Source organism: Mesorhizobium sp. M0195 (assembly GCF_040322115.1).
Classification (GTDB): Bacteria; Pseudomonadota; Alphaproteobacteria; order Rhizobiales; family Rhizobiaceae; genus Mesorhizobium.
Genome location: NZ_JAMYSV010000001.1, coordinates 88,318 through 113,986, shown reverse-complemented (window position 1 = coordinate 113,986; position 25,669 = coordinate 88,318). Strand labels below are relative to the sequence as shown.

At 63.6% G+C, this 25,669-nt stretch carries 27 protein-coding genes and 1 pseudogene; 13 read left to right on the top strand and 15 right to left on the bottom strand.

Annotated elements, in window-relative coordinates; translation table 11 throughout:
- The first annotated feature begins 14 nt into the window (after positions 1-14).
- A pseudogene (locus NKJ12_RS00535) lies at positions 15-616 on the top strand (nucleotidyltransferase family protein).
- Positions 617-873: 257 nt separating this feature from the next.
- Here NKJ12_RS00535 and NKJ12_RS00530 read toward each other — a convergent pair.
- Positions 874-1,869, bottom strand: a complete 996-nt coding sequence (locus NKJ12_RS00530; protein ID WP_352700951.1) for an aldo/keto reductase — start codon at positions 1,867-1,869, stop codon at positions 874-876.
- 105 nt (positions 1,870-1,974) lie between these two features.
- Between NKJ12_RS00530 and NKJ12_RS00525 the strand changes: the two genes are divergently transcribed.
- From NKJ12_RS00525 to NKJ12_RS00505, 5 genes are all read left to right on the top strand, one after another.
- On the top strand, positions 1,975-2,865 hold the full coding sequence (locus tag NKJ12_RS00525) for a LysR family transcriptional regulator (RefSeq protein WP_352700950.1): 891 nt from the start codon (positions 1,975-1,977) through the stop codon (positions 2,863-2,865).
- A gap of 149 nt (positions 2,866-3,014) precedes the next feature.
- Positions 3,015-3,593 (top strand): cytochrome b, encoded by a 579-nt coding sequence (locus tag NKJ12_RS00520; protein WP_352700949.1) that lies wholly within the window; start codon positions 3,015-3,017, stop codon positions 3,591-3,593.
- A 68-nt stretch (positions 3,594-3,661) separates the two neighbouring features.
- Complete coding sequence (locus NKJ12_RS00515; RefSeq protein WP_352650168.1) at positions 3,662-4,237, top strand: YceI family protein; 576 nt, start codon at positions 3,662-3,664, stop codon at positions 4,235-4,237.
- 142 nt (positions 4,238-4,379) lie between these two features.
- Positions 4,380-5,366, top strand: coding sequence for a Gfo/Idh/MocA family protein (locus tag NKJ12_RS00510; protein ID WP_352490432.1), 987 nt, complete (start codon positions 4,380-4,382; stop codon positions 5,364-5,366).
- A gap of 54 nt (positions 5,367-5,420) precedes the next feature.
- Positions 5,421-5,711, top strand: a complete 291-nt coding sequence (locus NKJ12_RS00505; protein WP_352700948.1) for an FAD-dependent oxidoreductase — start codon at positions 5,421-5,423, stop codon at positions 5,709-5,711.
- A gap of 29 nt (positions 5,712-5,740) precedes the next feature.
- On the opposite strand, the gene NKJ12_RS00500 is transcribed toward NKJ12_RS00505, so the two are convergent.
- Positions 5,741-6,487 (bottom strand): GntR family transcriptional regulator, encoded by a 747-nt coding sequence (locus NKJ12_RS00500; protein ID WP_352700947.1) that lies wholly within the window; start codon positions 6,485-6,487, stop codon positions 5,741-5,743.
- Between the two features lie 99 nt (positions 6,488-6,586).
- On the opposite strand from NKJ12_RS00500, the gene NKJ12_RS00495 reads away from it, so the two are divergent.
- The 3 genes from NKJ12_RS00495 to NKJ12_RS00485 all read left to right on the top strand — a co-directional run bounded on the left by NKJ12_RS00495 (position 6,587) and on the right by NKJ12_RS00485 (position 8,458).
- Positions 6,587-7,135 (top strand): autotransporter, encoded by a 549-nt coding sequence (locus tag NKJ12_RS00495; protein WP_254815970.1) that lies wholly within the window; start codon positions 6,587-6,589, stop codon positions 7,133-7,135.
- A gap of 175 nt (positions 7,136-7,310) precedes the next feature.
- Entirely contained in the window at positions 7,311-8,096 is a 786-nt protein-coding gene (locus NKJ12_RS00490; RefSeq protein ID WP_254815971.1) for a DUF899 domain-containing protein, read from the top strand.
- 89 nt (positions 8,097-8,185) lie between these two features.
- Positions 8,186-8,458 (top strand): hypothetical protein, encoded by a 273-nt coding sequence (locus NKJ12_RS00485; RefSeq protein ID WP_502905684.1) that lies wholly within the window; start codon positions 8,186-8,188, stop codon positions 8,456-8,458.
- A 46-nt stretch (positions 8,459-8,504) separates the two neighbouring features.
- Here the strand turns inward: NKJ12_RS00485 and NKJ12_RS00480 are convergent, their stop codons facing one another.
- From NKJ12_RS00480 to bcoG, 7 genes are all read right to left on the bottom strand, one after another.
- Entirely contained in the window at positions 8,505-9,446 is a 942-nt protein-coding gene (locus NKJ12_RS00480; RefSeq protein ID WP_352700946.1) for an alpha/beta hydrolase, read from the bottom strand.
- Between the two features lie 85 nt (positions 9,447-9,531).
- Positions 9,532-10,314 (bottom strand): carnitinyl-CoA dehydratase, encoded by a 783-nt coding sequence (locus tag NKJ12_RS00475; RefSeq protein WP_352700945.1) that lies wholly within the window; start codon positions 10,312-10,314, stop codon positions 9,532-9,534.
- The gene (locus NKJ12_RS00470; protein ID WP_352700944.1) at positions 10,307-12,385 is read right to left on the bottom strand and encodes an acetate--CoA ligase family protein; all 2,079 of its coding nucleotides are present in this window, start codon (positions 12,383-12,385) and stop codon (positions 10,307-10,309) included. Before NKJ12_RS00470 ends, NKJ12_RS00475 begins: the two co-directional genes overlap by 8 nt.
- A 64-nt stretch (positions 12,386-12,449) precedes the next feature.
- The gene (locus NKJ12_RS00465; protein ID WP_352700943.1) at positions 12,450-13,613 is read right to left on the bottom strand and encodes an acyl-CoA dehydrogenase family protein; all 1,164 of its coding nucleotides are present in this window, start codon (positions 13,611-13,613) and stop codon (positions 12,450-12,452) included.
- A gap of 4 nt (positions 13,614-13,617) precedes the next feature.
- A complete protein-coding gene (locus NKJ12_RS00460; protein ID WP_352700942.1) occupies positions 13,618-14,691 on the bottom strand; it encodes a 3-hydroxyacyl-CoA dehydrogenase NAD-binding domain-containing protein in 1,074 nt (357 codons plus the stop codon).
- Positions 14,688-15,317 (bottom strand): HD domain-containing protein, encoded by a 630-nt coding sequence (locus NKJ12_RS00455; RefSeq protein ID WP_352700941.1) that lies wholly within the window; start codon positions 15,315-15,317, stop codon positions 14,688-14,690. The genes NKJ12_RS00460 and NKJ12_RS00455 overlap by 4 nt, the downstream gene beginning before the upstream one ends.
- A gap of 28 nt (positions 15,318-15,345) precedes the next feature.
- Positions 15,346-16,257, bottom strand: coding sequence for a 3-dehydrocarnitine:acetyl-CoA trimethylamine transferase BcoG (gene bcoG / locus NKJ12_RS00450; protein WP_352700940.1), 912 nt, complete (start codon positions 16,255-16,257; stop codon positions 15,346-15,348).
- A 76-nt stretch (positions 16,258-16,333) separates the two neighbouring features.
- Here bcoG and NKJ12_RS00445 point away from each other — a divergent pair, with 76 nt between their 5' ends.
- Entirely contained in the window at positions 16,334-17,314 is a 981-nt protein-coding gene (locus NKJ12_RS00445; protein WP_352700939.1) for a GlxA family transcriptional regulator, read from the top strand.
- A 61-nt stretch (positions 17,315-17,375) separates the two neighbouring features.
- Here NKJ12_RS00445 and NKJ12_RS00440 read toward each other — a convergent pair whose 3' ends face one another.
- Complete coding sequence (locus NKJ12_RS00440) at positions 17,376-17,585, bottom strand: hypothetical protein (protein ID WP_254815980.1); 210 nt, start codon at positions 17,583-17,585, stop codon at positions 17,376-17,378.
- 165 nt (positions 17,586-17,750) lie between these two features.
- A complete protein-coding gene (locus NKJ12_RS00435) occupies positions 17,751-18,407 on the bottom strand; it encodes an O-methyltransferase (RefSeq protein ID WP_352700938.1) in 657 nt (218 codons plus the stop codon).
- A gap of 93 nt (positions 18,408-18,500) precedes the next feature.
- Between NKJ12_RS00435 and NKJ12_RS00430 the strand changes: the two genes are divergently transcribed.
- A complete protein-coding gene (locus NKJ12_RS00430; RefSeq protein WP_352700937.1) occupies positions 18,501-19,133 on the top strand; it encodes a TetR/AcrR family transcriptional regulator in 633 nt (210 codons plus the stop codon).
- A gap of 130 nt (positions 19,134-19,263) precedes the next feature.
- Here NKJ12_RS00430 and xylA read toward each other — a convergent pair whose 3' ends face one another.
- Positions 19,264-20,589 carry a xylose isomerase gene (gene xylA, locus NKJ12_RS00425; RefSeq protein WP_352700936.1) on the bottom strand — a complete coding sequence of 442 codons (1,326 nt, stop codon included), beginning with the start codon at positions 20,587-20,589 and terminating at the stop codon, positions 19,264-19,266.
- Positions 20,590-20,699: 110 nt separating this feature from the next.
- Here xylA and NKJ12_RS00420 point away from each other — a divergent pair, with 110 nt between their 5' ends.
- Positions 20,700-21,062: a nuclear transport factor 2 family protein gene (locus tag NKJ12_RS00420; RefSeq protein ID WP_352505928.1), complete on the top strand. Its 363-nt coding sequence runs from the start codon at positions 20,700-20,702 to the stop codon at positions 21,060-21,062.
- A 38-nt stretch (positions 21,063-21,100) separates the two neighbouring features.
- On the opposite strand, the gene xylB is transcribed toward NKJ12_RS00420, so the two are convergent.
- From xylB to NKJ12_RS00405, 3 genes are all read right to left on the bottom strand, one after another.
- Positions 21,101-22,555 carry a xylulokinase gene (xylB, locus tag NKJ12_RS00415; protein WP_352700935.1) on the bottom strand — a complete coding sequence of 485 codons (1,455 nt, stop codon included), beginning with the start codon at positions 22,553-22,555 and terminating at the stop codon, positions 21,101-21,103.
- A 191-nt stretch (positions 22,556-22,746) separates the two neighbouring features.
- Positions 22,747-24,072, bottom strand: coding sequence for a tetratricopeptide repeat protein (locus tag NKJ12_RS00410; protein ID WP_352700934.1), 1,326 nt, complete (start codon positions 24,070-24,072; stop codon positions 22,747-22,749).
- Positions 24,073-24,081: 9 nt separating this feature from the next.
- Positions 24,082-24,705 (bottom strand): LysE family translocator, encoded by a 624-nt coding sequence (locus NKJ12_RS00405; protein ID WP_352700933.1) that lies wholly within the window; start codon positions 24,703-24,705, stop codon positions 24,082-24,084.
- A gap of 188 nt (positions 24,706-24,893) precedes the next feature.
- Between NKJ12_RS00405 and NKJ12_RS00400 the strand changes: the two genes are divergently transcribed.
- Positions 24,894-25,658 (top strand): L,D-transpeptidase, encoded by a 765-nt coding sequence (locus tag NKJ12_RS00400; protein WP_352700932.1) that lies wholly within the window; start codon positions 24,894-24,896, stop codon positions 25,656-25,658.
- The last annotated feature ends 11 nt before the right edge of the window (positions 25,659-25,669 follow it).

Below are 25,669 nucleotides of genomic sequence, written 5' to 3'. Positions count from 1 at the left end.
CCGTCCAAAGGGCGATGGACCATTTGCGCTATTCAGGGCTGTCTTTCGAGGAACAGCGTGCAGTCTTTCTCGATATCGTCTCAGCCGATCCGCTGATCGGCGAGACGCTGTCGCGGGTGCGCACGCTTGACCTCCCGACTGGCTGGTCGTCTCCGGCGCGCTTTACAACAGCGTCTGGAATCATCTGACCGGAAAGCCCTCGGGGTACGGCATCCGGGATGTCGACCTGTTCTATTTCGATGAGAGCGATCTGTCCTACGAGGCCGAGGATTTGGTCATTCGTTGTGCAGCGGCGCATTTCGAAGGGCTGACGGTGCCGGTCGAGGTGCGCAATCAGGCGCGGGTGCATCTGTGGTATCCGATCAGGTTCGGGCAGGAATGCCCGCGTTATATGAGCGCAAGCGAATCGGTCAGCTATTTTGCGTCGAAGACGCATGCAGTCGGCGTCCGCTTCGATGCCGAGGGGCGCCTCGATCTGGTGGCACCGTTCGGGCTCGACGACATCTTTTCGTTCCGCATCACGCCGAATAGGGTGATGGATAATCAGCGGACCCATGAGATGAAGGGCAGGCGGGCACAGGAGTGCTGGCCGGAGATTACTGTCGTGCCTTGGTAGAATGTCGGCGCGAGGCACCTGCCCTGCCGGGCATCTCCCCGCAACGGGGGAAATTGGCAGTTCCAGCGCCCTGCCCGCCCTTCCGGCGCCGGTGATTGGCCAAGCCGAGGTGACGTCCAATTTCCCTCCTTGAGGGGGAGATGTCCGGCAGGACAGATGGGAGTGTTTCGCGCCAATTTCTCGCAATTATTTGCACCGCTGCGGCACTCGAACGGGGTGCCGAAACGCCCCGTTTCGATTGCACTGTCGATTGCCGTTCACCCGTCGACCAGGGCCAGCAGCTCCTCGGTATAGCGCTTGCCGACAACCTTGTCCGGCGACAGGGCGTCGCCAATATATGCCACTTCGGCCTGGCTCAGCACGATATCGGCTGCCGCCGTATTCTGCTCCAGATGGCGGATTTTTCGCGCGCCGGGGATCGGCACGATGAAGTCGCCCTGATGCAGCACCCAGGCGAGCGCCAGCTGCGCCGGCGCCACGTCCTTCTCTGCGGCCATATTTTCCAGCACGGCGACGACCGCCGCATTGGCCGCCATGGCGTCGGCCTGGAAGCGCGGCAACCCCCGGCGCCAGTCGTCGGCGCCGAGAACATCGGGCTTGGCGATCGTGGCGGTGAGCAGGCCGCGGCCGAGCGGGCTATAGGGGACAAAGCCGATGCCGAGCTCGCGGCAGACGGCAAACACCTCCTCCTCCGGATCGCGGCTCCACAACGAATATTCGCTCTGCACCGCGGCGATCGGATGCACGGCATGCGCCCGGCGGATGGTCGCCGCACTCGCCTCCGACAGGCCGAGCGCCCGCACCTTGCCCTCGCGTACCAGCTCGGCCATGGCGCCGACCGTATCCTCGATCGGCACGCTGGGGTCGACGCGGTGCTGGTAGTAGAGATCGATGATCTCGGTATCCAGCCGCTTCAACGACGCTTCGGCCACCGCCTTGACATGCTGCGGGCGGCTGTCGACGCCAGCCATGCGCTCGGTGCCGCTGCCTTCTTCGAGGATCTTGAAGCCGAATTTGGTCGCGATCGTCACACGATCACGCACCGGCTTCAGCGCCTTGCCGACCAGGATCTCGTTCTCGTAGGGGCCATAGACCTCGGCGGTGTCGAAGAAATTGACCCCGATCTCAACGGCGTGGCGCAGCGTGGCAATCGCCTCCGCCTCCGGCTGGCCACCATAGGCAAAGCTCATCCCCATGCAGCCGAGGCCGACTGGGTAGACGTCGAGTTCATTGCCGAGCTTGCGGGTTTGCATCACGTGTCTCCTTGTTGTGATGGTTGTGATGCCACGGAGATACCGTCTTGCGCAGCGTTCGATAATTGCCTCTTATTTGCACGGGCTGTTCCCAAAAATAGATCAATGAAGCGAACCTATCTTTCACAGCTTGCCGTGCTGGCAACGGTCGCCCAATGCGGCAGTTTTCGCGGCGCCGCCAAGGAGCTGGCAATCGCGCCGTCGGCGGTCAGCCACGCGGTGTCCAGCCTGGAAGCGCGCCTCGGCGTGCGCCTTCTGGCGCGCAGCACGCGCAGCGTCGCTCCGACCGAGGAGGGCGCGCAGCTGCTCGAGCGCCTCAGGCCGGCGCTGTCGGAAATCGACCTGGCGCTGGAATCGGCGATCGAGGCGCGCGACCGGCCGGCGGGCAATCTCAGGCTGACCGTGCCGCGCACCGCCGCCCACCTGGCGCTGACGCCAAGGCTCGGCGCCTTTGCGGCTGCCTATCCCGACATCGCGCTGGAGATCGTCATCGACGACCGCTTCACCGATGTGGTCGAGGGCGGCTTCGATGCCGGTGTGCGGCTGGGCGAGAGCCTGCAGCGCGACATGATCGCAGTGCGCATCGGGCCGAGCCTTCGCGGCGCGGTGGTCGGCACGCCATCCTACTTCGAGACCAGGCCCAAGCCGCAGCATCCGCGTGATCTCGCCGCTCACCGCTGCATCCGCTTCCGCTTCTCCAGCGGCATCATCTATCGCTGGGAATTCGAGAAAAACGGCGAGGAGATCGAAATCCCGGTGCAAGGGCCATTGATCCTCGACGAGGACCATCTGATTGCCAATGCTGCGGTTGACGGCGCCGGGCTCGCCTTCGTGTTCGAGGACTATGTCCGCGACCCGCTCGCCGCTGGCAAGCTCGTTCGCGTGCTGGAGGACTGGTGCCCGCCCTTCGATGGTTTCTTCGTCTATTATCCGAGCCGACGCCAGATGCGGCCGGCGCTCAGGGCCTTTGTCGATTTCTTCAAAGTGAGTACATAGGGGCACCGTCGGAACTGCGGAGGGCAATCTATTTCGGCGTGAATGCTCGTCTTACCGCCGTTGGCACCGGCAATTGGTCGTCTCCAAACATAAGTGGAAACCGCCTTTCCGGGATGGAAGAAAGCCGACCTGGCATTCGTTCACAGACCATGTCAGCACTGCCCAAACACCAGCCGACCGGCTACGGCTGGACAGCGATCATCCTTCACTGGCTGATCGCGGCGCTCTTTATCGGCCAGTTCGTGCTCGGCTTCGTCATGGTGCGGCTGTCCAGCCAGCGCACCGCCTTCGAGCTGATTCAGCTGCATAAATCCTTCGGTTTCCTGTTGCTTGGGCTGGTCATCCTGCGCATCGCCTGGCGCCTTGGCAGACCGGCCCCGCCGCTGCCGCGCTCAGTCGGCCCTTTCGAGCGCCGCATGGCGCCGCTTGTCCATCTTGCGCTTTATGCTTTTCAGCTCGCTCTGCCGCTGTCCGGCTGGGCGCTGGTCTCGGTCTCGGTGCTAGAGATCCCGAGCGTGCCGTTCAATCTGTTCGTCATGCCCAATCTGCCGCTTGGTGAATCGGACATGGCAGAAAGCTTCTGGGCAGCGACGCACTGGTATCTCGCTTATGCCGGCATCAGGCTTGTCGCTTTGCATCTCGCTGCTGCGCTGCGTCATCATTTCTGGCTGAGGGATACCGTGCTGACGCGCATGATCACGGCTTCGTCACATCGCGAGACGGAATAGAGCGGGCGGCTCATTCGTTCATAGGGCGAGGACGCAAGAAAGCGTTGCCTGCCAAGAGGACCATTTCCATGTACGCGCGCATCTTCGGATTTGCGGCAGCCGCCGCTTGTTTTGCCATGCCTGTTTTCGCCGCCGTTGCCCTTGGCGAGGCGGCCGGCAGCTACACGATCAGCCCAGGGAGTTCCAGCATCCACTTCTCCATCGCCAAGCTCGGCGGCGGCGGGCTCGACGGTGCCTTCTCCCGCTTCAAGGGCAATATCCTTATCGACAACAGCGATGTCGGCCGGTCCCAGGTCAATTTCACCATCTTCCCCGAAAGCGTCGGTACCGGCCAAAGCCGCATCGATGCCTTTCTCCGCTCGGACGCGGTTTTCGACGCGACCAACAATCCGGAGATCCAGTTCCGTTCGACCAGCGTCAAACGCACCGGCGACACGTCGGCCCTTGTCACCGGCCGGCTGACGGCGCGCGGCAAGACCTTTCAGGAAAAGTTCACGGCCGAGCTCGGCGGCCTCAAGGCGGGCACGATAAAGTTCCACGTCACAGGCAAGGTGTTGCGGTCGCGCTATGGCATGGATGTCGGCACGCCGATTTATTCCAACGTCGTCGAATTCGACATGACGCTGACGGGTAGAAGGGGTTGAGCGGTTCTTCCTGCGATTTCACCGTCGCTGCAGGACCTGGGTTCCTCTCCCCACTTCGTGGGGCGAGGAACCATGCTCCCGCATTGGCTTTTCCGCCGATTTCAGGCAAACCTCCAGGCCTGCAATCGAGAGGAGAAATCTGATGTTCCGATGGGGTGTTTTGTCGACGGCCAAAATCGGCCGCGAGCAGCTTTTGCCGGCAATCGTCGAGGCGGAGAACGGCGTGCTGTCGGCGATCGCCAGCCGCGATCTGTCGAAAGCTCGGGCGCTGGGCGAACGCTTCGGGGCGCGCCATGCTTTCGGCTCCTATGAGGAGTTGCTCGCCTCCAGCGACATCGACGGCGTCTACATTCCGCTGCCGACCTCGCAGCATGTCGAATGGACAGCCAAGGCGATCGAGGCCGGCAAGCATGTTCTGGTCGAAAAGCCACTGGCTCTCGACGCCAAGGACATTCCGCCACTGATCAAGCTGCGCGATGCCAGGAAGGTGCTGGTCTGCGAAGCCTTCATGGTCGTCTACCACCCGCAATGGATCAAGGTGCGCGAGCTGATCGCCAACGGCGCCATCGGCCGGCTGCGCCATGTCCAGGGCGCGTTCTCCTACTACAATGTCGACCCCAACAACATGCGCAACAAGCTCGATCTCGGCGGCGGCGCGCTGCCCGACATCGGCGTCTATCCGACGGTATCGACGCGCTTTTCGACCGGCAAGGAGCCGCTGCGCGTCCAGGCGACGATCGAGCGCGACAAGACATTCGGCACCGACATCTATTCCTCGATCCGCGCCGATTTCGGCGACTTCGAGTTGTCGTTTTACCTGTCGACGCAGATGGCGGCACGCCAGGTGATGGTCTTCCACGGCGAGAAGGGCTTCATCGAGGTGTTCTCACCGTTTAACGCCGGACTCTACGACCATCACCGCGTCGAACTGCACAACCAGAACCACAGCGAGGCGCAGGTCTTCCGCTTTCCCGGCACGCAACAGTACCGGCTGGAAGTCGAGGCCTTCGCGCGGGCGGCACAGGGTGGCAAGGATCGTGTCTTCACCCTGGAAGAATCGGTGCTCAACCAGAAGGTCATCGATGCCATCTTCCGCGCCGGCGAGAAGGAAGGCTGGGAGGCAGTCTAGGCCGGCCGTGATCCTACAACTGGCCGGTTTTTGGACGAGATCATGGCCAAATAGATGCCCGACGATGCGGATGTGATCATCGTCGGCGCCGGCCTTGCCGGCCTTGTCGCGGCGGCCGAACTGACTGCGGCCGGCAAGAAGGCCATCATTGTCGAGCAGGGAGCCGGAGCAGTCGCTTGGCGACCAGGCATCGGCGGCCTCTTCCTCGGTGGGATGAAACAAGCCCCGCCGGCGGCCGTTGCGACAAGATGGCGGTCGCACCGAATGGCCAACTTCCCTTGGAGCATTTTGCAGCCAAATGGAATCATTCGGCGTCCGCATAAATGTGGCAAAACAGCTAGTTAGAGCGGGTTACCGGTTCCAGGAGAACCGCTCTAGGCGAAGGGCTGCAAATTGACGTCCTGAAGCTTGGAACCGGCAAGCAAAGCCTCGAGCACCTGCTTCTTGAGAAACAGGCACTGCGAACGGGCAAGTTTGACGATGCCGGAAACGTCGCCTGCCTCGCAGGCAAGAACCAGTTCTTTTTGCTGGGCGATGATCAACTGGGTGAAGTCGCGGGACTTGAACCCAAGGTGGAGAACCCGCGCCGACTGGTCGAGTATCTGGTCCAGTAGATGCGCCAGTCGTAAATTTCCCGAGAGCTCCGCAAGGACCAGACGAAACGCACGATCAGCCGCCAGGAATGCAACGTGACTACGCAACGTCTCCGGCTTCAGCACTTTTTTCGCTGCCAGCCCGATGTCCTCCAGCCCGCGCTCGGTAATGTTCGATGCCGCCACCCTGAACACTTCCGGTTCGATCAAGCTGCGGACATCGAAAATCTCGTTGACGTCCCGCAGGCTGAGCGTTGCAACGACGTAGCCGCGGCGCGGCTCGCTCCTGACCAGACCTTCCTGCATCAGACGGGCCAACGCCGCGCGGATGGTCGCCTTTTTGATCTGGTATCGATCGCCGATCTGTTTCTCGGTCAGCGCTTCGCCGGGGCGCAGCACGCAGGCAATGATGTCGTTCCTCAGCTGCTCATATGCCTGTTCCCTGCGAAGGACGTCGGCGGCTGACAGTGCTGTCGCCTCGACCGTGGCCGGCCCTGCCGGTTCGGCGGTCAACTTCGTCGTTTTCATATTTTGTCCGTTTGGCTGTCCGGTTGACGCTGGCATTGGCATTCGCTAGCGTGAGCACCTCAGGTTGGAAATCTGAGCATCTCAGGGAGGATAACTGATATGCCTTTACCCGCCAACTCGCCTCTCTACGCCGTTGCCGATGATATCGTCAATGCCGCGAAGGGACCAGATCCCCTCGAAGCGGTAAGGACGGTCCTGGGCGACTACACCAACCGTTTTCACGCATCGGGAACACTCGCCCACGAAGAAGACGACGACGAGGTTCTTTTGCATGCGAGCCCGAACCTGACGATCTATCACATCACGCTGTCGCCCGGCCTGCAGTACCCGCCCCACAACCACCTGATGGATGCCTTGATCGGCATCTACAAGGGCAGCGAGACGAACTTCATCTATCCCGTTGCCGGCAGCGAACTCGATGTTCCCGAAAGGCAGGACATCGCAGCGCCTGCCGTCGTGCACATGGCGTCAAATACCGTGCATGCGGTTGCGAATACGGGCAGCGCGCGATCCGGTGCCCTGCATGTCTATCTCGGCGATCTCACACGAACCCACCGGCAGCTGTGGAGCCCGGAAAGCAACCAGGCCGAACCGTTTGACAATGATCGCTACCTGGCCGGCGCACGGCCCATCCAGCAGTCCGGGTAGGAATGAGCAGAGGCGTCGCGGGCGGCAAATTTGGCCGTGATCAGCGGACCCGTCGGAATCGCGTCACACTTGTCACTCTCGCCAATCCGCTATCGCCCCTATCCTGGCTCATGACCAATCAGCAACACGTCGCGCCGGGAATGGTGCGACAACAGACCAGCAAGGGAGATGCACAATGACGGCACATCAGAATGGCACAGGCGAGCAGACGACGCGGCTCGCGATGAAGACACCACCGGTCGTTTCGCCTGACGCGTGGGAGGCCGCGCGCCAGCAGTTGCTCGTGAAGGAGAAGACCGTGACCCGGGCTCGCGACGCCTTGGCCGCCGAGCGTCGGCGGATGCCGTGGATGGCGGTGGAGAAGACCTATACGTTCGAGGGGCCCAGCGGAAAGATGAGCCTGCTCGACCTGTTCGAGGGCCGCCGTCAACTGATCGTCTACCGCGCTTTCTTCGAGCCCGGCGTATTCGGCTGGCCCGATCACGCTTGCCGCGGCTGCTCGCTGGGGGCAGACCAGGTCGGCAATCTTGCCCATCTGAACGCCCGCGACACCACGCTTGCCTACGCCTCGCGCGCACCCCAGGCCGACATTGCGCGGCTGAAGGCGCGGATGGACTGGAAAATGCCCTGGTACACCATCACCGACAGCTTCGATGCCGATTTCGGCGTTGACGAGTGGCACGGCCATAACGTGTTCATCCGCGATGGTGATCGCGTGTTCCGTACCTACTTCATCAACAACCGCGGCGACGAGGCGATGGGGACCGTATGGAGCTATCTCGACCTGTCGCCGCTCGGCCGCCAGGAGGTTTGGGAGGATTCGCCCGAAGGCTATCCGCAGACGCCGACGTACAAGTGGTGGAACTGGCATGACAATTACGACGCCGAAACCGTTCCCGACAAAAAGTGGGTCGAGGTGTCGGACGCCGGAGAGGCCGCGTTCCGGAACCGCACCGAATAGAACGTTTGGCGTCGCGGAAATGCGGCTAGGACAATTGGAGGAGCGGGATGCACGTTCATTCGACCGCATCCCGCTCGCTATGCAGGACTATGGCCATGAGCGAGATTCATGCAGGCGGATCCACCGGCGATGCGAGCCCGGCCGGCCTTGGCGCAGCCGATTGGCTGTCCTTTGCGGCCGCGCCGACCTTCGCAACCATGGCGCTGCTGACGTTTCTCGGCGCAGCGCCGGATATGATGTGCTCGACCGGGCAAGATGCGTCGCCGCTGGGCGGCATGGTCCCGATGTACCTGCTGATGAGCGCCTTTCATTTGGGACCTTGGTTGAGGCGGGTCTCCGGCCGCCGACGCCGCCGCAAGTAGAGCTATAGCGGCCGATAAAGGCCCTTCGCGGCGAGGAGGACAGCCCTCACCAGATCCATTCGCCCTTCCCAAGTACCGTCACGGCATCGACAATCCGGGTAAAGCTCGAGCGGGCGCGGCCGGCCGTGTGCCTGGCTCTGAGATAGCCGTGCACCAGCCCCGGCTCCTCGAACCACCAGGCGCGTCCGCCTGCGGCAACGATGCGGTCGCGATAGGCTTCACCGTCTGACGACAGCGGGTCGCATTCGGCGGTGATCACGACGGTAGGCGGCAGATAGGCGAAACCGGCGTCCGCAAGCGGAGACAAAGTGATGTCGCCTGTAGCGTCCACTCCGCCCGTCCGGACGTTTTTATAGAACTCCAGATCGCGCATCCTCAGCATCGGCGCTTCGGCATGCGTGACATAGGAACCGCTTGAACGGTCGCCGCCAAGGCCAGGATAGATCAGCACCTGGCCGACCGGCTTTGTCACGTGGCCACGCGTCGCATGACTGACGGCACAGGCGAGATTGCCGCCGGCGCTGTCGCCGCAGAGCAGGACGGGGCATTCGTAAGTGGCGGTGGCCCATTCGAAGACGCCCATCACATCGTCGAAGGCGGCCGGGTGCAGATGTTCCGGCGCCAGCCGGTAGTCGACCGAGACCACCTCATAGCCGGTGCGGGCGCAAAGCTCGGCGCAGACATCATCATGGCTGTCGAGTCCACCGAGGATGTAGCCGCCGCCATGGACATAGAGCACCATCGCAGAGGCGTTCGGCGCTGCGCTGCGATAAATGCGGATCGGGACGTCGTGCGCTGGCGCGGCAATGACGGTGGTTTCAGCCGTCACGCCATCCGGATAGCCGGCAGAGAATTCGCGGCACATCCGGTCATAGATCGCGCGCTGCTCGGCGATCGTGTAGTCGATCGTATCCGGCGGATAATACGAATTGGTCCGCTCGATGAAGGCCCAGGTCTCGGCGTCGATGAGTTTCTTGTAGTTGGTCATGGGAACGGAACGGATCGTAACGAATCCGCCTGGCCGGCAGGCCGGAGGGGGTTCGGACGGAACGCCGTCGTTCCAGGGACACCCACTATCTGCCCTTCCACACCGGATCGCGCTTTTCGGCAAAGGCGCGAAAGCCCTCGAGATTGTCCTCCGAGCCGTAGAGCGCGTCAACCGTCGGCAGTTGCCGGCGCGTCACCCGGTTCATGGCGTCCTGGAAGGTCAGCGATTCTGCGACCCGGGCCGTTTCCTTGATCGCGGCGAAGACCAGCGGCGGGCCGTTGGCGAGCAGCCGCGCGATCTCCCAGACGCGGTCCTCCAGTCTTTCCTTGGGCAGCACCTCGTTGACCAGGCCCCAGCGATGCGCCTCGGCGACATCCATCCAGCGGCCGGTGAGCAAAAGGTCCATCGCGACATGATAAGGGATGCGCTTCGGCAGCTTGATCGTTGCCGCATCGGCCAGCGTGCCGGCGCGGATTTCGGGCAGCGCGAAGGAGGAGTGGTCCGACGCATAGATGAGGTCGCAGGACAGCGCCAGCTCGAAGCCGCCGCCGACCGCCATGCCGTTGACGCAGGCGATCACCGGCTTGTTGAGGTCGCGCAATTCCTGCAGCCCGCCGAAGCCACCGACGCCATAGTCGCCGTCGACGGCATCGCCGCCAGCCGCTGCCTTCAGGTCCCAGCCGGCGCTGAAAAACTTGTCGCCGGCGGTCTTGACGATGGCGACGCGCAGGTCGGGATCGTCGCGAAACGCCCTGAACGTCTCGCCCATCAGCCGCGACGTCTTCAGGTCGATGGCATTGGCCTTGGGCCGGTCGAGCATGACTTCGAGGATCGTGCCCTCGCGGCGGGTGGTGATGACGTCAGACATTTTTGTTCTCTCCCAGCACCAGCAGCGCGTCGGCGATCCAGGCGCCCTTGCCCTCGGTGCAGACGATCAGAGGATTGATGTCGAGCTCCTCGATCTCGCCGGCATTTTGCTGCACGAAAGCGGCAATGCCCGATATCGCATCGATTGCAGCTGCGACATCGGCCTTCGGCCGACCGCGATAACCGTCGAGCAGCGGGAACAGCTTCAACCCGCGCAAAGCGGCCTCGATGTCGTCACGGGTCGCCGGCAGCATCAGTGTGACGCTGTCGCGCAACAGCTCGACCAGCACGCCGCCGGTGCCTAGCGTCATTACCGCGCCGAACATCGGGTCGCGGGTGAAGCCGACCAGCAGCTCGGCGACGCCGTCGCGCACCATGCGCTCGACATAAAGGCCGGTGCCGAGGGGGCCGAGATCATGGGCGGCGGTGCTGACCGATTCGGCATCCCTGAGGTTGAGCCGGACCGCGTCGAGCTCGGACTTGTGGATGACGCCAAGAGCCTTCAGCGCCACCGGGAAGCCGAGCGCCATCGAGGAGATCACAGCTTCGACCGCGTTGCCGGCGCGCTCGCCCTTCGGCACGGGGAGCCCGGCCTCGATGAGCCGCGCCTTCGCCTCGGCCTCGTCCGGCGTGACATGGTCGCCGGCCGGCGCGCCGGACGCCGAAGTGTCGATCGGCTGCGCCTGCGGCTCGCGCCACGCCCAGCCGATGAAGGCTGCCGCCTGGGCGGCGTCCATGGCCTCGGAAATGCCGAACAGCGGCACCATGCCCCGCGCCATCAGGCCGGCAGTGTATTCCTCGGGCAGGTTTTCCGGCAGCGAGGAGACGATCGCGCCCTGCGCGCTGTTGGTCTTCAGCGCCGATTCGAAGGCGCGCAGCGTCGCCCACCAGTCCGTGTCCGAGCAGCGGTCGGGACGCGGAAAGTCGAGCACCAGCATATTGAGGTCGAAGCCGCCAGACACCATGGCGGTGAAGGTGGCGGTCATCGCCGGCTCGTTGTTCCAGATGAAGGTGTGGTAGTCGAGCGGGTTGGCCACCGCGACCAACGGCCCGAGCGTCGATTTGACCCGCGCGCGGTGCTCGGGGGTGAGTGGCGGAAACGTCACCCAGCGGCCTTCGGCGCTGTCGGCCATGACCGACGCCTCGCCGCCCGAGCAGCTCATCGATGACAGCCGGTAGCCGGGCAGGGGGCCGGTGACGTGCAATAGCTTGAGCGCCTCGATGAAGGCGGGAATTGAATCGATCCGGGCGATGCCGAGCCGCCTCAGGAAGGCGCCGGACGCCGCGTCCGAGCCGGCCAGCGAGGCGGTATGCGAGACGGTCGCCTGCCGTGCCTGCTCGGAGCGGCCGACCTTCATGGCGACAACAGGCTTCTTCAACTCGCGTGCCCGTGCCGCCAGCCTTTCGAAGCCGGCTACCGAATCGAAGGCCTCGATATGCAGGCCGAGCGCGGTGACGCGGTCGTCCTCGATCAGGCCGAGCGCCATTTCGGAAAGCCCGGTCTGCGCCTGGTTGCCGGCGGTCATCAAGAAGGCGATCGGCAGGCCGCGTTTCTGCATCGTCATGTTGATGGCGATGTTCGACGACTGGGTGATGATGGCAACACCGCGACCGCCTTCCGGCAGCCTGATGCCGCCATGCTGGTCGGGCCACAAAAGCGCGCCGTCGGCGTAGTTGATCAGCCCATAGCAGTTCGGCCCGATGATCGGCATTTGGCCGGCCGCCGCGACCAGTTCGGCCTGCAGCCGCTCGCCGTCTTCGTCATAGGCCTCGGTTTCGAGAAAGCCGGCGGCGAAGCAGACCGCACCGCCGGCGCCGCGCTCCGCCAGCGCCTTGACCACTTCGATGGTCAAGTGCCGGTTGACGCCGACGAAAGCGGCATCCGGCGCACTGGGCAATTCGGCCACCGAGCGATAGGCCTTGCGGCCGGCGACCTCGTCCTTGCTCGGATGCACCGGCCAGATCTCGCCGGCAAAGCCCATCTTGATCGATTGCGCGACGACGGCCGCCGCCTGCGCACCACCGAATACGGCGATCGATTTCGGCCGCAAAAGACGTTCAAGCCTGTGCATTGTCATCTTTTCGTCTGAGCATGATCTTTTCCAAAGACCGGATTCCACTTTTTGGGGGCATGCTCTAGGCCCCGAACGGGCGCAGCAGCGCGCGCGAGATGATGTGGCGCTGGATTTCCGAAGTGCCTTCCCAGATGCGCTCGACGCGGGCGTCGCGCCAGATGCGTTCCAGCGGCAGGTCGTCCATCAGCCCCATGCCGCCATGGATCTGAATCGCCTCGTCGGCGACAAAGGCGAGCATTTCGGTGGCCTTCAGTTTGGCCATGGCCATGTCCTGGTCGGTGACGGTGCCCTGATCGTACTTCCAGCCGGCTTCGAACACCATCAGGTCGGCGGCCTTCAGCTCGGTCGCCATGTCGGCGAGCTTGAACGACACGCCTTGGAACTTGCCGATCGGCTGGCCGAACTGCTGGCGCTGCGCGGCGTATTCGATGGCGTGGCCAAGCGCCCGCTCGGCGCGGCCGAGGCAGGTGGCGCCGACCTGCAGGCGCGTTGCGCCGAGCCATGAATTGGCGACGTCGAAGCCCTTGTGGACCTCGCCGAGTACCTGGCTCGCCGGCAGTCGGCAATCGTCGAATTCGAGAATGGCATTGGTGTAGCCGCGATGCGAGACGTTGCGGTAGCCGTCGCGCACGGTAAAGCCCTTGGTGCCCTTGTCGACGAAAAAGGCGGTGATCTTCTTGCGTTTTCCACGCGAAGACTCTTCCTCCCCTGAGGCCATGAAGACGATGGCGAAATCGGCGAGGTCGGCGTGGCTGATGAAATGCTTGGTGCCGTTCAGCACCCAGTCGTCGCCGTCTTGCACGGCGGTTGCCTTCATGCCGCGCAAATCGGAGCCGGCGCCCGGCTCTGTCATTGCCAGGCAATCCCATTTTTCGCCGCGAATGCACGGGAACAGATACTTCTCGCGCTGCTCCGGCGTACCGGCAAGGAGGATGTTGGAGGGTCGCGCCACGCAGGTCCAGTGCAGCGCGTAATTGGCGCGGCCGAGCTCCTTTTCATAGAGTAGCCAGGTCACCGTATCGAGCCCGGCGCCGCCGACCTCCGTTGGCATGTTGGCGGCATAGAGGCCGGCTTCGATCGCCTTGGCCTTGATCTCCTCGATCAGCTCGCGGCGCAGCACGCCGGTACGTTCAACCTCGCGCTCATGCGGGTAAAGCTCGTTCTCGACGAAGGCCCGCGTCGTCTCGACGATGAGCTTCTGCTCCTCCGAAAGACCAAAATCCATGGTCTCAGCCTTTCTTCTTTTTCTTCGGCTTTTCAGCCTTGGCCTTTTCGGCCGCCCTGGAGGCGCTGGGCTTCTTCGCCGCAAGCTTGGCCAACTGCCTGGTGTAGTCCCTATGCAAGGCGCCGGCACCCCAGCCTTTGCCTTTGTTCTGCTTCGACAGTGCCTCCATGATGGCGACCAGATTGCCGTCGCGGATCTTTTCGAGATCGCGGATCGACAGACCGTGCGCCTGGTCGTCCGACTGGGTCGCGATCAGCTCGACCAGCTCGTCGTTGAACTCCGGCACGTCCATCAGCTTGGTCCACGGCCATTTCAGGCACGGGCCGAACTGCGCCATGAAGTGGCGCATGCCGGCCTCGCCGCCGGCGACGCGATAGACCTGGAACATGCCCATCTGCGCCCAGCGCAGGCCGAAGCCATAGCGCATGATGTCGTCGAGCTCCTCGACCGTGCAGATGCCGTCCTTGACCAGCCACAGCGCCTCGCGCCATGCCGCTTCGAGCAGGCGGTCGCCGACGAAGGCTTCGATCTCCTTGCGGATTACCACCGGCTTCATGCCGATCGAGGCATACATCTCCTTGGCGACGTCGATCGCCTCGGGAAAGGTCTGTTCGCCGCCGACGATCTCGACCAGCGGCAGCAGATAGACGGGGTTGAACGGATGGCCGACGACCAGCCGCTCCGGATGCTTCTTCATCGCCACCTGCATGTCGGTCGGCTTGATGCCGGAAGTGGAGGAGCCGACAATTGCGTTGGCCGGCGCATAAAGGTCGATTTCGGCCAGCACGCGGTGCTTCAGGTCGAGCTGCTCCGGCACGCTTTCCTGGATTAAATCGGCATCGGCCACCGCCTCGGCGAGCGTCTTGGCGAAGGTGAGCTTGCCCTCTTTCGGCAAGCCGCCGGGCAGCATCTGCTTGTAGGCGCGTCGCGCTCCCTTCATCACCTCGCCGACCTTGCGTGATGCCTCGGGGTCGGGATCGAAGATCGATACGTCGATGCCGTTGAGCAGCAGCCGCGCGACCCAGCCGGCGCCGATCACGCCACCACCGATGGCGGCCGCCTTGTTGATGATGCTCATGCGGAAGCTCCGGTTCTTGTGCTGGCTGTTGCGGGGTCGGTGAGGGCGACACGCTCGCCGGCACGGATCACGGACGCGTCATAGGCCTTGCGCGCGAACACTTCGAGCACGAAGGGCCGGAAGAAATCGATCGGCAATGTCTCGTAATCCGGGTCGAAGCTCGACTGATCCCAGCGCTCGCAAAACTCATCGCAATCGTCGAAATACATGTGCCCGGCGAAACGGTCGCGGGCGTGCGGATTGCCGCCGAGGTGGTGGGCGTAATAGAGGCGCTGGAAATCGCCGTGCTTTTCCACCACCCAGGTGCATTGCTCGCGCACAAAAGGCTTCAGGATCGACGCCGCATACTCGTCGTGATTATAGGGTGCATAGATGTCGCCGATATCGTGCAGCAGCGCGCAGGCGATCCAGTCGGTGTCGGCGCCGTCGCGCCAGGCCCGCGTTGCCGCTTGCAGCGAATGGCCGAGCCGTGTGATCTTGTAGCCCGAGAGACCCGCATCCAGCTGGACGAGCGCGTCGAGCAGCCGTTCGCCGGTCTTTGCCGCGTAGTCGATCTCGTGCTCGGTGAGGAAGGCGTAATCCTCGCGGTCGCCGTCCTTCATGGCGGTGAATTTCACGGACTTCATCGGCGGCTCCTCCCAACCGATTCCCTGTTCAAAGCGGTGCGCGCTTCGTCAGGTTGAGCTTCTTGCGGACTTCGTCCGGGCCGATGACCCTGGCGCCCATATTCGACACGATGCTGACCGCCCGCTCGACCAGCTGCGCATTGGTCGCCAGCACGCCCTTGTCGAGCCAGAGATTGTCCTCCAGCCCGACGCGGACATTGCCGCCGGCGAGCACCGCGGCAGCGACGTAGGCCATCTGGTTGCGGCCGATGGCAAAAGCCGACCAGTTCCAGGTCGCCGGCACATTGTTGACCATCGCCATGAAGGTGTTGAGGTCGTCCGGCGCCCCCCACGGCACACCCACGCACAATTGCACCAAGGCGTCCGGCTTCAGCACTTCTTCCTCGACCAATTGCTTGGCGAACCACAGATGCCCGGTGTCGAAAGCCTCGATTTCCGGCTTGACGCCGAGCGCCGTCATCATGCCGCCCATGGCACGCAGCATGCCGGGCGTATTGGTCATGACATAGTCGGCCTCGGCGAAATTCATCGTGCCGCAGTCGAGCGTGCAGATTTCCGGCAGGCACTGGCGGACGTGCTCCATGCGGTTGCTGGCACCGCCCATGTCGGTGGCTTTTTCGTTCAGCGGCAGCGGGTTTTCCGGCGGGCCGAACACCATGTCGCCGCCCATGCCGGCGGTCAGGTTCAAAACCACATCGACATCCGCCGCGCGGATGCGCTCCGTTACTTCGCGATAAAGGTGTACGTCGCGCCTAGGCTTGCCGGTTTCGGGATCGCGCACATGACAGTGGACGATCGCCGCACCTGCCTTTGCCGCCTCGATGGCCGAATCGGCGATCTGCTTGGGCGAACGCGGCACATGCGGGCTGCGATCCTGCGAACTGCCGGACCCGGTCACGGCACAGGTAATGAAGACCTCACGGTTCATCGCTAACGGCATCGGACTCTCTCCCAATAGGACGCAGGGCAAGAATGCCTGACTTGCCGGAAACTGTTTTGCGTTTTACGAAGATCGTGTGACCAAAAACGAAAAACCGACGATCTTTCAGGCCGAGCGTTTGCCGCTCAAGGTAACGCTGCTGGTATTCTCCGGCTCATCGATCATGTGCGTCGCCTCAGCCGTCGATCCATTGCGCGCCGCAAACCGCATTGCCGGTGAGACGCTGTTCGATTTCAGGCTGGTCTCGGTGACGGGCGAGGCGCCGGTTACCACATGCGGCCTGCCGGTGGCGGTCAGCGGCCGCTTCGATGCGGCTGACACAACCGACATGCTGGTCGTCGTCGCCGGATTCGGCACACAGAACTATGCCACATCGGCCCTGCTGTCCGGACTGCGCCGGGCGGCGCGCGCGGCACGCGCCTGCGGCGGCGTCGAGGCGGGTACGTGGCTGGTGGCGCGCGCGGGCTTGCTGGAAGGGCGCAGCGCCACCACCCACTGGGAGGACATGGAGGATTTCTCGTCGGCCTTTCCCGGCGTCGACGTGCGCCCCGATCGCTACGTCATCGACGGCCCGGTGTTCACCTCCGGCGGCGCCTCGCCGACCTTCGACCTGATGCTACATCTGATTCGCACGCGGCTCGGCATGGCAGTGGCGCTCGATGTCGCGAGCGTCTTCATCTACGACCAGGCGCGCGCCGCGACCGACGCGCAGCCGCTGGTCTCGCTCGGCCGTCTCGACGGCTACGATCCCAGGTTGGCGCAAGCCATCCGGCTGATGGAAGCGCATATCGACCAGCCGCTGACCATAGCCGCGGTGGCCAAGCGCGCCGGGGTGACGGCACGAACGCTGGAAAGTATCTTTCGCAAGTCGATCGGCGAAACGCCCGGCGCCTATTATCTCAGGCTGCGCCTCGGCGCCGCGCGCCGGCTGGTGGTCGACACGCGCGTGGCCATGGCCGATATTGCCGGGCGAACGGGCTTTTCGTCCGCCGCGGCATTTTCCAGAGCGTTTTCAAGAGCGTTCGGCGAAGCGCCGGTCAGGCTGCGTCAGGGATAATGCATGTCACCCAAAAGTCCGTAGCGGTTTTGGGACAACGGCATGCATAGACAAAGGTAGATCAGGCAGCGTCCTGGCGGTCGCTGTTGCCGTCGATCTGCGAACGCATTTGTCTCGCAAGATGGGTCTCGAAGCGGCTGGCGACCGCGCGATCCCATTCGTTCGCACTCAGCGCACCTTGCTTCGGGTGCGGCAGCGCCATCAGCCGGTCGATGATCGATCCGGCCTCGCCAGATGAGAGCAGGGCGTCGATTTCGCGTTCGTGCTGCATATCGTTTCGCCTCCTTCTTTCCGTTCCCGCCACGAACCACACTATAGGAGGTTCGTGACGGCTGTTTGAAGGCAAGAGCGAGGCGATTGATGGGCGGCGCCGGGCAAAGTTTTATCCGCCGCCGCCCATCTTGGGCACGATCGTTCCCGCAAGTCAGGCAGTGCTTCAGCCAAGCCGCATCGACAGCTCGACATCCTCGCTGAACGACGTGGACATGTAGCCGCTTCCGGTCGAGCGCACCCGCTCGAGGTATTCGGGGCAAAGATCGGCGTTGTCGGCAACGACGAAGGCGCCCGGCCTGAGGCGGCTTTCGACCAGACTCAAGATCTCTGGATAGAGCGCTTTGGCGCCGTCGAGCAGAAGCAGGTCGATGGTTTCGGGAAGATCGACGCTTAATGTTTGCACCGCATCTCCTTCTCGGATTTCCACTAGGTCGATGAGACCGCCTGCCGTCAGATTGTTCCTGGCGCGCGCCACCTTGGATGGCTCGAACTCACTGGTGATGAGGCGGCCACCGCCATTGTCCCGCAAGGCTGCGGCAAGGTGCAGGGTCGAGATGCCGAACGAGGTTCCAAATTCAACGATCGTCCTTGCGCTGCTGCCCCGTGCCAGCATGTAGAGCAGCGTGCCGGTCTCTCGCGAAACGGGAAGCCAGAGGTCCTTTAGCCGCCCATAGAAATCGAGGTATTCCGTCTTGCTTCGAACGAGGCGGCTCCGCTCCTCGGCGGAGAATTCCGCCGCTGCAGGGCTCGTTGCCGCAGCGGCTTCCTCGAACAGGCGGTCCAGCAGGGGCGCGAGCGGCGGTGTCGTCAGTGTGGTCATATCGGTCTCCAGTCAGAATGGAATGCGTTCTTGTGCGGCATTCAAAATACGACTATTCATTCGCATTTACTAATCGCATTGGCGCGCCTCTCAATGAGCGATCACCGCAGTCCGCGGATTTCCTCGCGAAAACAGCCCAAGCAGGCCCGCTCGGCAGAGCTCGTTGCTGCGATTTTGCAGGCTGCTGTTCAGGTTTTGGCGAAGGAAGGGGCGCAGCGCTTCACCACGGCGCGGGTGGCCGAGAAGGCCGGTGTCAGTGTCGGATCGCTGTATCAGTATTTTCCGAACAAGGCCGCGATCCTGTTCCGGCTCCAGAGCGACGAATGGCGGCAGACGACCGATTTGCTGCGCGACATCCTCGAGGATGTCGGGAAACCGCCACTTGACCGGCTGCGCGGCCTGGTCCACGCCTTCCTCCGCTCGGAGTGTGACGAGGCCGCAGTACGTGTGGCGCTCGACGACGCCGCACCACTTTACCGCGATGCGCCTGAGGCGCAGGCGGCAAGGGCGTCCGGAGACCGCACCATCCAACTCTTCATGCAGGAGGCGTTGCCCAACGCCGCGCAAGCGACTCGCGAATTGGCTGGCGACCTGGTCATGACGACGCTCAGCACGGTGGGGAAGCAGTTCTCGGAGTTGCCCCGAACCCCCGCGGAGATCGAAGCCTACGCCGACGCCATGGCCGACATGTTCTGCGCCTACCTGAGAGGCCTCGATCACGGCTAAAGGCAAATGCCAGGCCTGGTCAGCAATCAGACCAAAAGTTTCGCACGGGGCAAACCTTGTCGGTTTCAGCCCCGCGGAAAGTGCTCTTATCCCGCGGCCGCTGAACAATGCGGCCGCGGGATGGTACGCCTCAGACGTACCGGTTGACGATGTTTTCGAGTAGTTCCTGGCGGCCGGATCTGGGCTGCGGCTCGATCTTCTCCTTGACGACGCGCTCGGCGATTTCCTCCAGGGTGCGCTTGCCGGCAAGCATCGCCTTGGCCTCGGCCGAATCCCAGCCGGCATAGCGCTCGGCGAGCGGGGCGGACAGCGCCTTGTCCTCGACCATGCGCGCTGCCGCCTTGAGGCCGCGAGCGCAGCAATCCATGCCGCCGATATGGCCGATCAGCAGATCCTGCGGATCGAGCGACTGGCGCCTGAGCTTGGCGTCGAAATTGGTGCCGCCGGTCTTGAAGCCGCCGGCCTGCAGCACCTGATAGTAGGCGAGAGCCATCTCCGGCACATTGTTGGGGAACTGGTCGGTGTCCCAGCCCGACTGGTAGTCGTTGCGGTTCATGTCGATCGAGCCGAAGATTCCCAGTACATTGGCCAGCGCCAGTTCATGCTCGAACGAATGGCCGGCCAGGATGGCGTGGCCCTGCTCGATGTTGAGCTTGACCTCATTCTCCAGTCCGAAACGCTTGAGGAAGCCATAGACGGTGGCGACGTCGTAATCATACTGGTGCTTGGTTGGCTCCTGAGGCTTCGGCTCAATCAGGATGGTGCCTTCGAAGCCGATCCTGTGCTTGTAATCGACGACCAGATTGAGGAAACGGCCGGCCTGTTCCTGCTCGCGGGCAAGGTCGGTGTTGAGCAGCGTCTCATAGCCCTCGCGGCCGCCCCACAGCACGTAGTTCTCGCCGTTCAGACGCTTGGTGACGTCGATACAGTGTTTCACCGTCGCCGCCGAATAGGCAAAGACGTCCGGATCGGGATTGGTGGCGGCGCCCGACATGAAGCGGCGGTTGGAGAACAGGTTGGCCGTGCCCCACAACAGCTTGACGCCGGTCTGCTTCATCTTTTCCGAGAAATAATCGGCGATCTCGTCGAGCCGCGCCGCACTTTCGGAAAAGTCCCGGCCCTCCGGCCGCACGTCGGCATCGTGGAAGCAGAAATAAGGCGCGCCCAGCAACGAAAACATCTCGAAGGCGACGTCGGCCTTGAGCTTGGCCAACTCCATCGTGTCGGTGCTGCCGGCCTTCGGAAACCACGGCCGGTCAAATGTCTGGCCGCCGAACGGATCGCCGCCCGGCCAGGCAAAGGAATGCCAATAGGCGACGGCAAAGCGCAGATGGTCTTCGAGCCGCTTGCCGGCGACAATCTCGTCGGGATTGTAGAACCGGTAGGCCAGCGGATTGGTCGAATCCGGTCCCTCGTATTTGATCTGTTGGATGTCGCCGAAAAAACCGCTGCTCATGTTCTTTTCCTCTCGCATGGTTCGGCCTGATTACCTCAGGCGTAATTGGTTTCGCGCTGGCGCTGGTCGAAAAGGCTCATGTCAAAGCCACCCAACGAAGGAGAGAGACCATGACCGACCTCAACACCATTGCCGAAAACTACATCGCCGCCTGGAACGAGAGCGACGCCGCACGCAGGAAAGCCTTGCTCGAGGCGACCTTCACCGAGGACGTCGGCTACCGCGATCCGATCATGCAGGGCGACGGCCATGACGGCATCGCTGCGCTGATCGAAGGCGTGCAGCAGCGCTTTGCCGGCTTCAGGTTCTCGCTGAAAGGCAAGCCGGACGGCTTCGCCGATACCATCCGTTTCTCCTGGAATCTCGGGCCGGAAGGCGTCGAGTCCGTCATCGAAGGCACCGATATCGGCGTCATCGAAAATGGCCGGCTGAAAAGCGTCACCGGCTTTCTCGACAAGGTGCCGGCACAGTGAGGCCTTCTCGGCAGGCCACGGCGAGGGTGGGAAACCGCTCACGCCGTGGCGCTCCTGATCGCCGGGTAAAGCTGGCGGTAGCGCTGATAGGCATCTGCATAGGCACCGCCGAGGGCGGCGACCGGCTCGACCGTGGCGTCCGTCGCCGGCGCCGTGCACACGGCGCGCGGATCGGCGCCGGTCGCCGCGATCAGGCCAAGCCGGGCGGCGCCAAAGGCGGCGCCGAAATCGCCGTCGGCTGGAATATCGACTGGCAGGCCAAGCGCTGTGGCGATGGCCTTCAGCCAGTAGCGCGAACGCGAGCCGCCGCCGATCGCCGTCACCCGGGTCAGCGTCGTGCCGGCTTTGGCCAGGGCTTCGAGGCTGTCGCGGAAGGCGAAGGCGACGCCTTCGAGCACGGCCTGGGTCAGCGCCGCGCGGCCGGACTCGTGGGCAAGCCCGGTAAAGGCGCCCCGAATGACGGAATCATTGTGAGGCGTCCGCTCGCCTGACAGGTACGGCAGGAAGGAGACACCGGTCGGCGCCTGCAGCGCATCGCCGAGTTCGGCGGTCAACTCGACGGCGCCTTTTCCCGCAATTGCCGACAGCCAGTTGAGTGAATCGGTTGCCGACAGGATGACGCCCATCTGGTGCCAGGTGCCGGGCAGTGCGTGGCAGAATGTGTGCACCGCACTTTCCGGATTGGGCAGATAGGACGCGTTGGCGGCAAAAAGCACGCCCGACGTGCCGAGCGAGACGAAAGCCTGGCCGGCGCCGACCGTGCCCATGCCGCAGGCCGAGGCCGCGTTGTCGCCGGCGCCGCCGGCGATCGGGATGCCCGTCTGCATGCCCCATTTCGCAGCCAGTTCGCCGCGCAAGGCACCGGCCTTGGCCGTGCCTTCGACCAATGACGGCATCTGCCTTTCATCGAGCGACGTCGCTGCGAGCAGTTCGGAGGACCAGTCGCGTTTGCCGACGTCGAGCCACGACGTGCCAGCCGAATCCGACATTTCCGAGATATGGTCGCCGGCGAGCCAGAGCCGCAAAAAGTCCTTCGGCAGCAGGACCTTTGCCACCTTGGCAAAAACAGCCGGTTCGTTGTTTTTCGCCCAGGCGAGCTTTGGCGCGGTAAAGCCGGGAAAGACGATGTTGCCGGTCAGCTTGCGAAAGCGCGGGTCGGCATCGAGTGCAGCCGCCTCGGCGTGGCTGCGTGTGTCGTTCCACAGGATGCAGGGGCGCAGCACCTGGTCGGCGGCATCTAGCAGGGTGGCGCCATGCATATGGCCGGAAAGGCCGATGCCTTTGACCGCCGCGAGCTCCTTCGCATGCATGGACCTCAGCTCGGCGATCGCCGCTTCGCAGGCGCGAATCCAGTCGGCCGGGTTCTGCTCGGACCAGCCGGGATGCGGGCGCGACACATCGAGCGGCGCGTGGCCGGAGCCGACGATGCCCTGCCTTGCATCGATCAGCAGCGCCTTGACGCCCGACGTGCCGAGATCGAGGCCGAGATACATGCTTCCTCCCATGTCCGTCAGGCCTGGCGGCGACGGTCTTTCTTGCTTCCCAGCCTAGTCCTGCGACACGAGCGGCGAAGATATCCCGGCAATCGTGCTGCCGGAAAAACGCTCCAGTCAACACGCGAAGATTTTTTCGACACTCGAAAAAATCTGGCCGGGGCAGTTTTTAAGGCAAGATTTAATCTTGGTCAATTCGCCGTGAGAGCGATTGCGCGCCGTGAAAACAGTGCCGACAACGGGCTGTCCGGCCGTGCCAGCGCGCGTTCCGCCGCAAGCGCCCTCGCCAGCGCGCCATCACCGGAACGCAATGCCGCCTCGATCAGCGTCAGGTCGATGACATCGCGTTGGGCGTGGCTGCCGCCGAAGCGATGGGCGATCGCCCGGATCGGCCGGATCAGGCGTATCGCCCCGGCATAATTGCCCTCGCCGAATGCCTTGATGGCGAGCGTCAGGGGATGGCCGACATCCCGGGTGAAACCGGCGTTGTCGTCTTTGCCGAGCATCGCCTCGCGCTGCGCCTCGAGCAAGCCGCTGGCCGGCGCGTCGAGGCCGGCACCGACAAACGCCATCATTGCGTGGGCGTCGTTGAAGGCATAATGGCCGGCGATGGCCTTGGGCAACCAGTTGGCGGCGAGCGCCGCCCAGCGGCTGCCGACATCGACGCCGCCGAGATGCAGCCGCCACAGAATCGCCGAGGCATCGACCATGTTGAGCGCCAGCGTCGAGCGCTCGCCATAGATCGGCCCGTCATAGAGCGCCAGCACCTCGTCGATTTCGCCGAGATCGTAGTGGAACAGTGCCAGGTGCCACCAATTGTGCACCTGCAGGAAACTTTCCCGCGTCCACGCTTCGGGATTGGCGCGCATCCACAGAATGCCGTCCTTTTGCCGGCTCTGCATCTCCATGACATGGGCCACCGCATGCTGGGCCCAGCCGTCGCGCGGCTCGATATCGACCGCCGTGCGGCCAAGTTTTTCGGCGCGCGCGTAATCGCCCATTTCCTCCAGGCCAAAGGCCTGCATGCCGAGTATGGCGTGAAAGCCCGGCATGCCGCTCTGCCAGGACGGCAGCGCGCGGCCGATGCGGTCGCGCAGCATGCGCGCGTTGCCGGTGAAGAAGTCGATCTGGTGCCCGGTCTGCAGCGCCAGCGCATCGAGCGGAAACTCGATGGCGATATCCTCCAGCACGCGGGCGGCCTCGTGCCAGCGTCCCTCCGCAAGGTGGCCAAGGGCGGCGACATGCGCCTGCTCACGTGTCGTCGCGGCAAGCGGCAGCGCCGCCTCGTGACATGCCTTGGCCACCGCCATCGCCTCACGCTCGGTGGCGAGGCCAAAGAGATAACCCTTGAACACCTGCGCCATGACGAAGCCGGGATCGTCGGCGATTGCCCGGTCAATGGAGCCGACCGGATCGCCGATGAAGCACTGCAATTCGCGCACGGCCTGGCTGTAGGACGAAAACCCGGCCTCCGTCGCGCCAGACAGTGTCAGGCCGAATGCATCCCTGACCGCCATAGCGTGTCCTCAGTTGCCCGATCGCATCGCCACCGTGGCGATGCCTGCGCCGACCAGCAGCGTGCCGCCGGTGCGGTTGAAGATGCGGATCGCCTTTGGATTGCGCACGACGTTGCGCGCCCTTGCGGCGATCAGCGCATAACCGACGGCGTTGGCGAAGGCGAGCGTCAGGAAGGTCGTCTCGAAGATCAGCATCTGTGTCCAGAAATCCGCGTGCCGGTCGAGGAACTGCGGCAGGAAGGCGACGAAGAAGGTGATGCTTTTCGGATTGAGCGCAGTAACCAGCCAGGCATGCGCCGCCATTTTCGCCGATGACACCGCATCGGTGCGCGGTTCGGCCCGGAGCGCGCCGCCGGCGCGAAACAGCTTGATACCGAGATAGATCAGATAGCCGGCGCCGATCACCTTCAGCACCGCAAATACGGTGGCCGACGCCGCCAGCAGCGCGCCGATGCCCAGCATCGACAGTGTCATCGCGGTGAAGTCGCCGAGCGCCACGCCGACTGCCACCGGCAGCGCGGTGCGCCAGCCTTGGCCAAGTGCATAGGAAACTACCAGCAGGATGGTCGGGCCTGGAATGACCAGAAGGACCGCCGAGGCAGCGGCAAACGCGGCCCAGTTTTCGAAGGACATTTTCTTCTCCTTGAGCTCAAAGAAGAGGATAAATCCTTGACCTCGCGCAGATGTAAAGAGGCAAGAATCGAAAAAGCCCCTCGTTAACGCCAGGCGGCTGGCCTTCACGCTTTTTCAACCATGATTGGTGAAAATGCCTGCTATCCGGCCGGACCGTGTTTCCCGCCGACAGCGTAGGGTTTGGGTAAATGCGTGAGTTGCCGCACGGTCTGTCGCTGCCGCATAATGGCGACGCAATCGAAACCGAACTACAGCTTTCCCGCCGCACGGTGCTGTCCGGCGCCGGCGCGCTAGCGCTGCTCGGCGTCACAGGCTGCAGCCAGACGCTGGATCTGCCGTCGCTCCAGCTCGACGACGTCACCACCGGCTCGATCCGGCCCGTCCGTCCGAGCATCAGCGTCGACAAGAACATCACCAGCCCCGACGTGATGTACGCTTCGCTTACCGACGGTGGCTTCAACGTGCCGGAGGTGCCCTATCTCAAGATCAAGCCGGAGTTTCGCCGCCAGATCGTCATCGATCCGACCGGCGAGCAGCCCGGTACCATTGTCGTTCACTCGCAGGAACGGCTGCTCTATCTGGTGCAGCCCGGCGGCGAGGCGATCCGCTACGGCGTCGGCATCGGCAAGGACGGATTCCGCTGGTCCGGCCGCGCCAACATCCAGTACGGCAAGGAATGGCCGGTTTGGACCCCACCGCCCGAGATGATCGCCCGCAGGCCGGAACTGGTGAAGTGGCAAGGCGGACAGCCGGGCGGCCTCGACAATCCGCTCGGCGCGCGTGCCCTCTACATCTATCAGAACGGCAGCGACACCGGTTATCGCATCCACGGCTCGCCCGAATGGTGGAGCATTGGACAGGCGATGTCGTCGGGTTGCGTGCGCCTGATCAACCAGGACATCATCGACCTCTACAGCCGCGTCTCCAAGAAAAACCCGGTCGTCGTCGTCTGAACGGCGGCTTC